This is a genomic window from Kitasatospora sp. NPDC096140, from assembly GCF_040303045.1.
Classification (GTDB): Bacteria; Actinomycetota; Actinomycetes; order Streptomycetales; family Streptomycetaceae; genus Kitasatospora.
Genome location: NZ_JBEOUW010000008.1, coordinates 262,597 through 273,383, shown reverse-complemented (window position 1 = coordinate 273,383; position 10,787 = coordinate 262,597). Strand labels below are relative to the sequence as shown.

Sequence of the window (10,787 nt, the reverse complement as noted above, 5' to 3'; positions counted from 1 at the left end):
GAACAATCATTGCTGAAGAACCCCCATCCGGATTCCGGATGGGGGTTCTTCGCGTTTCCCGGGACTTTTTCCCGGCCGCAGGATCCGCCCCCCCGGGGGGGGGGGGGGAGGAGGAGGCGGATCCGTGCGGGCTCAGTGCGGGTAGCGGTTGCGGATGGCCTCGGCGGCGTCGGTGCCTAGGACGCGGAGGGGGTGGTGAAGCCCACCGGCCGAGCGGTCGGCGTGCGGTGGCGGCCGAGTTCGTCCTTGAGCTTCCTGACCAGCAGCGGCGGGTAGAACGCATTGTCTCACGTGTTCACATGGAGCCCGCCGACGAAGACGTCGACGCACAGCAGCCCAGGGTCCCGTTCGGGCGGGACGGGCTACTTCTCGGTGAACAGCAGGTCCTCGATGGGGCGGGTCATCCGCAGCGTGCCGCCGTTGGTGACCTCGACCACGTGCTGGAGGCCGACGGTGGGCGGCTTGGGCTGCTCGGGGAGGGTGAACTCGTCGGCGCCACCGGCCAGGAAGGCGGGCAGGCAGCCCAGTCCGGGGCCGAAGAGCCGGATGTAGTCGACGAGGCGGCGGAAGAGCTTCGGGAGCATCACGAGGTCCTCGGTGATCGATTCGAGGTTCTCGATCTTCGCTCCGCTGGTGGTCACGTCGTGCAGCCAGACGCTGTCGGGGGCCATGGCCGTGCGGGCCTGCCGGGCAGTGGCGGTGAGGTCGGCCCGCAGGAGGTCGGGCAGGCTCTGGTAGAAGGTGGGGTAGACCAGCCCGCGCGAGAGCAGGTGGTGGTTGACGGTGTCGTGCAGCATGTCGACGGTGACGTCCAGCCGGAAGCCGCTCCGCGCGGGCTTCGGCGGGTCCCCGACGCTCGGCGCGTCCCCGCGCCCGACGAGGGCCACGCAGCGGTGGAAGACGTCGGCGCCGCCGGTGAGGATGTAGCCCGGGACGGCGGTCGGCGTCGAGGCGGTCACCTTCTCCGTGTCGTCCTGCACGACGTCGGTGAAGCCCAGCCACTTCAGCAGTTCGTTGCGGGCGGCGTGTGCGCCGAGCCCGAGCGGCTGGTGCGCGAAGTCCGGCCCGACGCCCTTGTAGTGGGTCTCCAGGGCGTCGATCGCGTCCAGCCGGAGCGAGGCACCGCCGTGCTCGTCGCGGTCGACCCGGTTGCGGCCCGGGACGTCGAACCAGAAGCCCGGGTCCTGCGGTAGGAAGTGGACGGTGTCGCCGTCGGGTCGGTCGTGGAGGACCTGGTACGAGCCGGTGATGAGGACCATGGACATTGTCTGCCTCCCGGATCTGACCGGACGCGGCTCGGGTCGGACGCCACCGCCGTGGTACCGGGGCCGAAGCTCCGTCCGTATGCGAAGGGCTCTGGCCTGGCGGGCCCCGGGTGGCGAATCCGGCGGCAGTCGTCCGCATCGCCCTTTTCCTCCACCATGCGCCCGTCCGGCGGTGGTGTCACGCCGGAGGGAGGTGCTCACGCACCGTGAGGGGCGGGCGCCGGCCGCCGTGGATCGCCCGGTGCGCCGGTCGGTGCGACGCCCGGTGCGCCGGGGTGTGGGCGGGTCGGTATGACGGGTTTCGGACAAGGTGGCCGCCGGGGCGGGATTCCTGGAATCTCCACCGATCCCTCACTCCACCTCCCCCGTAGGGTGGCTCTCGTTCCGCCGCCGGGCACCGGGCGGGCGGAGCGCTTCCCGCACCCCGAACCGACAGGAGTGGTCACGAAGATGAATGTCCGTCAGCTGTGGAAGCGGGCGGCGGCAGCCGTCGCCGGCCGGGGGATCGGAGCCGCCGCGGCGGCGTTCGCCCTGGTCGCGGCCGTCGTCCTGGGTGGTACGGTCTCCGGCATGTCATCGGCGGAGGCGAAGGCCGCCTGGGGCAGCCCGGGCCGGTGGGCCTGCTCCGGGCAGCCCGTCGACGCGGGGAACGTCATCACGGACCACGACGGCGCGGGCTGCGGCGGCTTCGGCTCCTGGTACCAGCAGCCGGCGAAGGACGGCATCTGGACCTGCTCGGGCTCCCCGGTGGTCGCCGGCTACGTGATCACCGACCACACGACGTACGGGTGCCGCGGCATCGGCTCGTGGCGCCACAGCCTGGTGAAGGACGGCATATGGACGTGTTCCGGCTCGCCCGTCGTGCCCGGGTACGTCATCACCAATCACCTGCGGGCCGGCTGCGGCGGCATCGGCTCCTGGCAGCACGGCCTCCCGCATGACGGGATCTGGACCTGCTCGGGCTCCCCGGTGGTGGCGGGCTACGTGATCACCGGTCACATGCAGGCCGGCTGCGACGGCGCCGGCGCCTGGTACCACAACACCGCCCGCGTGGGCCTGTGGACCTGCCCGGGTTCGCCCATCCCGCCCGGCTTCCGCTCCACGACCTACTCGGCAGGTGGCTGCAACGGCCTCGGTGCCTGGGTGCTCGCCCGCGCCTGATGGGCCGCAGGGCCGCGGGGCCGGCGGGCCGGCGGGCCGGTGGGTCGGCGGACCGGCGGGTCGGACGGGTTCGGACGGTCCGAGGGCCTGGCGGCCCCGCGGGCACGGCCTCCGTCCCCGCGTCCGGATCCGGGCGCGGGGACCTGTCGTCCGGCGGGCGGATTCGGCTGACGGGCCATCAGCGCAGCTTGTCGTAGGACCAGTTCGGGTCGCGCCCGGTGAGGGCCAGCAGCCGGTCCTGGGCGTCGGCGGCCGGGGCGTCGGCTACCGGCGGGTCGAACAGGCCGGTGCCGGCCAGGTTGCGGTAGCCCTGGAACTCGGTGAGCGCGTACGCGGCGGCGCCCGGCGGCATCCGGCCGCTCTCGCCCAGGGCCCGGGCCAGGTCCCAGCTGTGCACGACGGTCTCGGCGGTCAGCTCGCGGGCGTACCCGCCAGCGTCGCGCACCCCGTACGACAGGTGGACCAGCAGGTCCGGCGCGCCCGGCTGGTGCAGCGCGCGCACCGCGGTGTCGGCGGCCATCGTCCACACCCCGACGGGGTTGCGGCCCAGCACGTCGCCTTCGAACCGGCGGCCGATCGCCTCCGGGGTGTAGCCTGCCACCGCCTGGCAGACCCAGAGGTGCTGCGCGGCAAGGTGGTTCACGAGTGTGTGGACGTCCCAGCCCCGACACGGGGTGGGTGCCGTCCAGCCGTCTTCCGGAACGGCCCGCACGAGGCGGGTCACCTCCGCCACGGCAGCGACGTAGTGTTCACGGACCTCGACGTGGAAACCGGGAGGATGCGGACATTCCATCGGAGGGCCTCCCTCCTGTCCTGCTAACTCTCAGTAAACCGCCACCGGGAGTGACTTGCCAGGTTTACGGGGGGCCGACCGCCGTGGGTGCTCGCCCGGTGGCTCCCCGTCAGCGGCCGCCGAGCTCCTCCAGCACGGCCCGGGCCGCGTTGTGGCCCGGGATCCCGCTGACCCCGCCCCCGCGCACGGCCCCCGCGCCGCACAGCAGGACGTTCGGGCGGTCCGTCGCCACGCCCCAGCGGGCCGCGGCACCGCTCGCCGCAGCGCGGGCGCGGTCCTCGTGCCGGCCCCCTTCCCCGCCCTCGTCCTCGCCCCCGTCCCGGCCCGGGAAGGACGCCTTGCGGCCCGGGACGTACACCTCCCGGAACGGGAAGGACAGGTCGCGGTGGAAGATGTGGCCGCCCGGCAGGCCGATCTCCCGCTCCAGCTCCGGCGGCGTCCGGGCCTCGACGCAGGGGCGGCCGTCGGCGTCGGTGGCCAGGCAGTCGGCGATCGGCTCGGCCAGTACCGCGTCCAGCTGTGCCAGGCTCGCGGCCAGCGCCCGGTCCTTGGCCGCCGGATCGCCGAACAGGCGGGCGGGCATGTGCAGGCCGAAGAGGGTCAGCGTCTGCAGCCCCTGCCGGACGGCCTCCGGGCCGAGGATCGACGGATCGGTGAGGGTGTGGCAGTAGATCTCGGACGGCGGCGCCGAGGGCATCCGGCCGGCCCGTGCCTCGGTGTACGCGGTCGCCAACTGCCGGTAGCCCTCGGCGATGTGGAAGGTCCCCGCGAAGGCCTCGCGCGGGTCGGCGGCGGTGTCCCGTAGGCGCGGCAGTCGGCGCAGCACCATGTTGACCTTCAGCTGGGCGCCCTCGGGTGCGGGCCCCGGTTCGTCGCCCAGCAGCCGGGCCAGGACCGCGGGCGCGGCGTTCACCAGCACCCGGCGTGCCGCCACCGTCCCCTCGGCGTCCCGGCCCGGGGCCCGGTAGGACACCTCGGCGTCGCCACGGCCGTCGCCGTCACGGTCGGCCGCGACGCCGGTGACCTCGTGCCCGGTCCGGATCTCGGCCCCGGCCGCCAGCGCCGCCTCGGCGAGTGCGCCCGTCACCGCGCCCATCCCGCCCACCGGCACGTCCCAGTCGCCCGTGCCGTTGCCGATCACGTGGTACAGGAAGCAGCGGTTCTGCCGGAGCGACGGGTCGTGGGCGTGGGTGAAGGTACCGATCAGCGCGTCCGTCAGGACCACCCCGCGCACCAGGTCGTCCGCGAAGCTCCGCTCGACCGCCACACCCAGCGGCTCCTCGAACAGCGACCGCCAGGCGTCCTCGTCCGCGACCCGCCGGCGCAGCTCCGCGCGGGAGGGCAGCGGTTCGGTCAGCGTCGGGAACACCCGCTCGGCGACCCGCCCGGTCATCCCGTAGAAGCGCTGCCAGGCCTGCCACTCCCGGTCGCCGCCGGTCAGCGCCCGGAACGACTCCCGGGTCCGGCCGGGATCGCCCGCGTCCACCAGCAGGCCGGTCGGCTTGCCGTCCCGCTCGACGGGCGTGTACGAGGCGATCCGGCGCCGCCGCAGCTCCAGCCGCAGCCCGAGGTCCCGCACGATCTTCCCCGGCAGCAGGCTCACCAGGTACGAGTAGCGCGACAGCCGCGCGTCCACCCCGGGGAACGCCCGCGCGGACACCGCCGCCCCGCCCACCCGGTCCAGCCGCTCCAGCACCAGCACCCGCTGCCCGGCCCGTGCCAGGTACGCCGCGGCCACCAGCCCGTTGTGCCCGCCGCCGACGATCACGACGTCGTACCGCGAGGACGCGTTCGTGTTCATCCGGCCACGCTACGCCACATCGCGGACGCGCGGAACAGCCGTGCACGGCCCGGCCGGGCCCCTCGCCGGCCAGGCGTCCGCCCTGGTGCGTGGAAGCCACCCGCCCGTGCTCGCCGACCGGGGGCTCTCCAAAGGCCGTCCGCTCGCTCGCCACCCACCATGCCGTCCCCCCGGACCGATCTCGCCACCAGTGCCGCCCCTCGACCCGGCTGCGATCACCGCCGACCGGATCGCAGCCGGGTCGAGGACGACGGAATGACGCTGCCGCCGAAGGCACCGGAAGCGGCCTGCCCGGGATCCGACACCGGGTCGCCGCGTTTCGACGGCCATCGACCTGTCCGGCACGACCGGGGACCCGGCCGTATCGGAGGTGGACATCCCGTTCGGATCCTGATCGGCGACGACAACGCCCTGACCGCCGGCGCATCCTCCGCACCGGAGCGGGACGGCCACCGGGTCGGCCCGGGCGCCCTCGTGCACGCCCCGTTCGATCCGCCGCCGTTCGGGATGGCGGCGTTCCGCCGGCGAGGCACGAGGCGCCACCGCGCAGGCGCCGTCCGCGACCGGTCACGGGGAGGGCCGTCGCCGAACGGCATGCGCACCGTGGTGATGGGCGCGGCGGCCGGTCTGCCTGAAGGCCTTTCCCCGGGTGGCCGACGACCCCACAATGGGGCGGGCGGCGCATGAGGGTGGGGGAACCGGGTGGAGTGGCTGCTGGGGATCGGCGGAGCGCTGTTGCTCGGCGTGCTGACCAATCTGGTGTACGACTTCGCCAAGTACGGCGGCTCGCGCATCGGTTCGCGCCTGCCGGCGCCGCGGGTCCGGCGGATGAGCCTGTCGGAGGCGGCGCGGGCGCACGACGTCCGGGCGGACGGGCTGGCGCCCCTGATCACCTGGTCGGCGTCCCGGCCGCTCACCCCCGGCACCTTGGTGACCTCGTACGACGGGCGGGTGGTGCGCCCGCACCGGCTGGACGCGGTCGGGTGGGCCGACGAGGTGGAGCGCCAGCGCGCCGCCGGGGCGGCGGGCCGCACGGCGTACGTCTCGCGGCTGACGGTCGATCACGGTGAGCACAGTGCCGCCCGGGTGTGCGAGGTGAGCATCGCCGAGAGCGACTACGCGGAGTGCATGGCCACCACCCGGCTGGGTCGGGAGGATCCGGAGGCGGGACGGCTGTTGCGCGAGGCGCTGGACGAGGGGCTGACGAGCTTCGTGGCGACTGCGCCGCCGACGATGATGAGCGCCTGCGTCGCGGTGCGGGACCGTGCGGGCCGACTGTTGCTGCTCCGTCGCTCGCTGGCGGTCCGGACCTTCCCGGCGCAGTGGACGGTCGGGATCAACGAGACCATGAAGTACCGGGACGAGCCGGGGGCCGCCGAGGACTTCTACGCGCTGGTCCACCGGGCGCTGGAGGAGGAGTTGGGGTTGCTGCCGGCGGACGTCGGGCCGACGGTGATCACCTGGCTGGGCTGGAGCGAGCCGGCTTCCTGCTACACGCTGGTCGCCACCGTCCGGGCCCGGCTGGACGCCGCCGAGATCGACCGCCGCCGCGAGGCCTGCCACAGCACCTTCGAACACGACATGGCGGTCTGGGTGCCGTTCAACCGCCGCTCGGTGTCCCAGCTGGTCGAGGGCGGCCTCTGCCCGGACGGCTCGCAGCGCTGGTCGTACCTGGCGCCACTGGTGGCGTGGGAGGCGTGGCGGGCGGCGCAGCAGGAGCGGGCGTAGGGCGGAGGCATGAGGGTGTTTCATGGGGCCTGACCCATGAGGCCGGCCCGGCCCATGGACTTCCGGGCTTCCTCCTCTCACCATGAGCTTGCTTCATGGGAGGGCGGGCATGAGCGGACCTCATGGGGCAGTCACATGATCGGAGCTCATGGGCGTCGGCTCATGAGAGTTGCTCATCGCCCATGCCATGAGAGTTGCTCATGGCCCCAGACCATAAGGGCTCCACATGGTGCAGGCGTGCATGAGCGCACCTCATGCGCGCCCCCCATCAACGGATCTCATGGGCGTACCCCATGAGCGCACCTCATGCGCGCAGCTCACGAGTGCGGCTCGGCGCTCACCCGGCGGTGGGTTGCCAGTCCGCCGGCCCGCTCGCGGGGAGGTGGGCGGGCAGGCCCGGTGTCCAGCGTTTGGTGCCGTCGGGCAGGACGGCGAGCGCCTCGATGCCGGGTCGGCGGGCGGCCCAGGCGAGGGCGCGGTCGGGGCCCATGGCGAAGGCGGCGGTGGCCCAGGCGTCGGTGCGGGCGATGCCGGTGCCGGGGGAGCCGACCAGGGTGAGGGAGGCGAGGCCGGTGGCCGGGCGGCCGGTGTGCGGGTCGAGGACGTGCGCGCCGCGCTCGGCGGTGCCGGAGGTGGCCACGGCGAGGTCGCGGCCGGCCAGCACGGCGGCGAGCAGGCCCGGTTGCCGGGGGTCGGCGATGCCGATCCGCCACGGCCCGCCGCCGGTCTGCACGTCCCCGCCGCCGCTGACGCAGTACTGCCGGGCGCCGGAGGAGCGCAGCAGCGCGGCCGCCTCCTCGATCGCCCACCCCTTGACCCAGCCGCTGGGGTCGAGCCGTCCGTCGGGCCGTTCGCTGAACCAGCCGTCGGTCTGCGCGGCGGTCTCGCGGCAGGCGGCCAGGACGGTGGGGACGTCCGGATCGCAGTCGGCCAGGGCCAGTTCGCCCCGGCCGAGGCGGCTGATGTCGCTGTCCGGCCGGTAGGTGGAGAACACCGCGTCGATCCGGTGCAGCCGTTCGGTGATCCGTTCCAGTACGGCGGCCGTCCCCGGGCCCGGGTCGCGGACGGTGATCGAGAAGACGGTGCCCATCACGGGCTCGGCGTGGCGGAGCACGGTGTCTCAGCCCTTTGCCCGGTCGAGCGCGCTCTGCAGCGAGCGGATGTAGCCGTCGCTGGTGTAGGTCGCGCCGCTGACGACGTCGATCCGGGCGCTCTGCGCGGAGATCGCCTCCTGGTTGAGTACGGGCAGGGCGGAGGTGTTGATCTCGCGGTCGCGCCGCTCGGCGGTGGGGTACTTGACCACGTCGACGGCGGTGATCCGGCTGCCGTTGAGGGTGACCTGGACCTGCACCGGGCCGTAGCGGGTGTTGACGGTGTCGCCGCTGACCTTCCGGGTGGTGCCGGCGGGAGCGGAGGTGGCTGCGGAGGCCGACGGCGCGGGCGCGTTCGACGGCTCCGACACGTCGGAGCCGGTGGCGGTGTCCGACCCCGAGCCGATCACCGGGGCCGGCCCGGCCGCCTCGTGCGGTTTGAGGGAGAGCAGCAGTACCACCCCGGCGGCGGTGGCGGCGCTGGTGACGACGGCTCGGCGCATGGAATCGACGCTCCTCGGGGGTCGGGAAGGCCCGGCAGGACCGGACCGGGCTCGGTGGTGAGGTGGTGGCAGGAGGCGGCCGGGCTCAGAGCGAGAAGCTCTCGTGGTGGATGTGTCGCGGTCGGACCCCCGCCGCCCGCAGCGCGCGGACGGCCTCCGCGGTCAGGGCTTCCGGGCCGCACAGGTAGACGTCGTGCCCGGCGAGGTCCGGGACGAGCCGGGCGAGCGCGGTGCCGAGGTCGCCGACCTGGTCCCGGGAGCCGAGCAGCTCGTGCACGGTCGCGCCGCGCCGCCGGGCAACGTCGGCGAGCTCCGTGCGGAACAGCACGTCCTCCGGCCGCCGGGCCCGCTGGACCAGCGTCAGCTCGCCCGGCAGCGTCTCGAACAGGGCGCGCAGCGGGGTGATCCCGACGCCCGCCCCGAGCAGCAGCACCCGGCGCCGGCGCAGTCGCCGCCCGGTGAACGCGCCGTACGGGCCTTCGGCGCGCACCTTGGTGCCCGGGCGCAGGGCGGCGACCGCGGCGCTGTGCCCGCCGAGGTCCTTGACCGTGAAGCGCAGGAACCGCGGGTGCGGCGGCGCGGAGAGCGAGTACGGGTTGGCGGCCCAGCGCAGGCCGGGCGCCTGGAACTGGAGGCGGAAGAACTGGCCCGCCTCGGCACCGAGTTCGTCCAGTCGCTGCCCGGTCAGGAACAGCGACACCACGCCGGGGCCCTCCGCCCGTACCTCCGCGACCCGCAGCCCGTGCCGCCGGTCGAGCAGCCACGGCCGGGCCAGCCGGTACCAGCCGAGCAACGCCGCCGTGCCGAAGTAGAGCGCGTACCAGGCGGCCCGGCCGGGGCCGCCGCCCAGGTCGGCGCCGGTGGCCAGCTGGTGGGAGAAGGAGAGTGCGACCGCCAGGTACGTCGCCAGGTGCAGGTAGTACCAGGCCTCGTACGACAGGCGGCGGCGCGCGGCCCGGGCGGAGACCGCACCGGTGCCGAGCAGCGCCAGCGTGCCCAGGGCCGCCTTGATCATCTCGGGGTAGTGGAGGACGACCTCCACGCCCTCGCCGATCAGGCCGCGCCCGTCGGTCAGCGCGTAGCCCCAGACGACGGTGAGCACGTGCACCGAGACGGCGGCGACCAGCCAGCGCCCGCCGAAGGCGTGCCAGCGTGCCAGCCGGTCCGCGCCGACCCCGCGCTCCAGCGGCGGCAGCCGCGCCATCAGCAGGAGCAGCACCGGCGCGGCGTACCCCGCGAGCAGTCCGGTGATCCGCCCGGCGCCGGTCAGCCAGCCCGCCGCGCCGACGACCGCCGGGGTGCTCACCCACCACAGCGCCAGCACGCCGAGGGCGCCGACCGCGATCAGGCCGAGCGCGGGGGCCGGTTCCAGCGCGAACGGCGGGTGCGGCGCGGCCCGGTGCCCCCGGCCGGCGGGCGCCGGTCGCGGCCCGCGCCGGGGGTCGGGCCGCGACTCCGGTGCGGCGGCAGTGGTCATCGGGAACCTCCTCAGCGCCCGGCGGCGAGTGCCGCCGAGGCCGACCACGATGGCACCGCAAGCTCTGAGCCGCCTCTGAACCGGACCGCCTCCCACGCCCCCGCGCAGCGGCATCCGGCCAGGTCAGGGGAGGTGTACTGGTCTACGAACGGCTCTCCGGGGTCTCAGGGCTTTCTCATCGCGGCGGTGCAGAATGAACGCCGCCCAGCACGAGTCCGAGGGAGCAGCATGGACGACACCGCCGACCGCCCGGAGTGGCGCGTCCTGGTCGTCGACGACGAGCCGGACCTGGTCGAGGTGGTCTGCGGCGCCGTCCGCTACGAGGGCTGGCAGGCGCGCGGCGCGACCACCGGACTGGCCGCCGTCGAGGCCGCCGCGGCCTGGCGCCCGCACGCCGTGGTGCTCGACGTGATGCTGCCCGACCTCGACGGCCTGGAGGTGTTGCGGCGCGTCCACGCCGAGCAGCCCGAGGTGCGGGTGCTCTTCCTCACCGCCCGGGACGCCGTCGAGGAGCGGATCGCCGGCATCGCGGCGGGCGGCGACGACTACGTGACCAAGCCGTTCAGCCTGGCCGAGGTGGTCGTCCGGCTGCGCGGGCTGCTGCGCCGGGCCGCCCCGCCCGCCGCGTCGCACCGGCCGCCCGCGCACGCGCTGGTGCTCGGCGACCTCGTCCTGGACGACCGGGCCCGCGAGGTGACCCGCGGCGGCGAGACCGTCGAACTCAGCCCGACCGAGTACGCGCTGCTCGCCCACCTGATGCGCCACCCCCGCCAGGTGCTCAGCAAGGCCCAGATACTGGACGCGGTCTGGTCGTACGACTTCGGCGGGCAGGCGCACATCGTCGAGCTGTACATCAGCTACCTGCGGAAGAAGGTGGATGCGGGCCGGAGTCCGATGATCCACACGGTGCGGGGCGCGGGGTACCTGATCAAGGCCGCGCCATGAGCCCGCGCCGTCCGACGCGCCTG

General features: G+C 74.5%; 9 protein-coding genes. 3 read left to right on the top strand and 6 right to left on the bottom strand.

All coding sequences use genetic code 11. The features are described from left to right. Positions 1-362: 362 nt before the first annotated feature. Positions 363-1,265 carry a nuclease gene (locus ABT048_RS11210; RefSeq protein ID WP_350521074.1) on the bottom strand — a complete coding sequence of 301 codons (903 nt, stop codon included), beginning with the start codon at positions 1,263-1,265 and terminating at the stop codon, positions 363-365. Between the two features lie 450 nt (positions 1,266-1,715). On the opposite strand from ABT048_RS11210, the gene ABT048_RS11205 reads away from it, so the two are divergent. Further along, a complete protein-coding gene (locus tag ABT048_RS11205; protein WP_350521073.1) occupies positions 1,716-2,426 on the top strand; it encodes a hypothetical protein in 711 nt (236 codons plus the stop codon). Positions 2,427-2,604: 178 nt separating this feature from the next. Here ABT048_RS11205 and ABT048_RS11200 read toward each other — a convergent pair whose 3' ends face one another. Both ABT048_RS11200 and ABT048_RS11195 read right to left on the bottom strand, forming a co-directional pair. Continuing rightward, the gene (locus ABT048_RS11200) at positions 2,605-3,219 is read right to left on the bottom strand and encodes a TIGR03086 family metal-binding protein (RefSeq protein ID WP_350521072.1); all 615 of its coding nucleotides are present in this window, start codon (positions 3,217-3,219) and stop codon (positions 2,605-2,607) included. Positions 3,220-3,328: 109 nt separating this feature from the next. Next, a complete protein-coding gene (locus tag ABT048_RS11195) occupies positions 3,329-5,020 on the bottom strand; it encodes a phytoene desaturase family protein (RefSeq protein ID WP_350521071.1) in 1,692 nt (563 codons plus the stop codon). Between the two features lie 702 nt (positions 5,021-5,722). On the opposite strand from ABT048_RS11195, the gene ABT048_RS11190 reads away from it, so the two are divergent. After that, entirely contained in the window at positions 5,723-6,748 is a 1,026-nt protein-coding gene (locus ABT048_RS11190; RefSeq protein WP_350521070.1) for an NUDIX domain-containing protein, read from the top strand. Between the two features lie 337 nt (positions 6,749-7,085). Here ABT048_RS11190 and ABT048_RS11185 read toward each other — a convergent pair whose 3' ends face one another. The 3 genes from ABT048_RS11185 to ABT048_RS11175 all read right to left on the bottom strand — a co-directional run bounded on the left by ABT048_RS11185 (position 7,086) and on the right by ABT048_RS11175 (position 9,819). Continuing rightward, positions 7,086-7,838 (bottom strand): FAD:protein FMN transferase, encoded by a 753-nt coding sequence (locus tag ABT048_RS11185; RefSeq protein WP_350521086.1) that lies wholly within the window; start codon positions 7,836-7,838, stop codon positions 7,086-7,088. A 30-nt stretch (positions 7,839-7,868) separates the two neighbouring features. Next, positions 7,869-8,342 carry an FMN-binding protein gene (locus ABT048_RS11180; protein ID WP_350521069.1) on the bottom strand — a complete coding sequence of 158 codons (474 nt, stop codon included), beginning with the start codon at positions 8,340-8,342 and terminating at the stop codon, positions 7,869-7,871. An 85-nt stretch (positions 8,343-8,427) separates the two neighbouring features. Then, complete coding sequence (locus ABT048_RS11175; protein WP_350521068.1) at positions 8,428-9,819, bottom strand: ferredoxin reductase family protein; 1,392 nt, start codon at positions 9,817-9,819, stop codon at positions 8,428-8,430. Between the two features lie 228 nt (positions 9,820-10,047). Here ABT048_RS11175 and ABT048_RS11170 point away from each other — a divergent pair, with 228 nt between their 5' ends. Further along, a complete protein-coding gene (locus ABT048_RS11170) occupies positions 10,048-10,764 on the top strand; it encodes a response regulator transcription factor (RefSeq protein ID WP_350521067.1) in 717 nt (238 codons plus the stop codon). The last annotated feature ends 23 nt before the right edge of the window (positions 10,765-10,787 follow it).

Bases quoted from the DNA above. Each gene is read 5' to 3' on its own strand.
- ABT048_RS11170 (WP_350521067.1), top strand. From the start codon at position 10,048: ATGGACGACACCGCCGACCGCCCGGAGTGGCGCGTCCTGGTCGTCGAC.
- ABT048_RS11200 (WP_350521072.1), bottom strand. From the start codon at position 3,219: ATGGAATGTCCGCATCCTCCCGGTTTCCACGTCGAGGTCCGTGAACAC.
- ABT048_RS11195 (WP_350521071.1), bottom strand. From the start codon at position 5,020: ATGAACACGAACGCGTCCTCGCGGTACGACGTCGTGATCGTCGGCGGC.
- ABT048_RS11175 (WP_350521068.1), bottom strand. From the start codon at position 9,819: ATGACCACTGCCGCCGCACCGGAGTCGCGGCCCGACCCCCGGCGCGGG.
- ABT048_RS11185 (WP_350521086.1), bottom strand. From the start codon at position 7,838: ATGGGCACCGTCTTCTCGATCACCGTCCGCGACCCGGGCCCGGGGACG.
- ABT048_RS11180 (WP_350521069.1), bottom strand. From the start codon at position 8,342: ATGCGCCGAGCCGTCGTCACCAGCGCCGCCACCGCCGCCGGGGTGGTA.
- ABT048_RS11205 (WP_350521073.1), top strand. From the start codon at position 1,716: ATGAATGTCCGTCAGCTGTGGAAGCGGGCGGCGGCAGCCGTCGCCGGC.
- ABT048_RS11210 (WP_350521074.1), bottom strand. From the start codon at position 1,265: ATGTCCATGGTCCTCATCACCGGCTCGTACCAGGTCCTCCACGACCGA.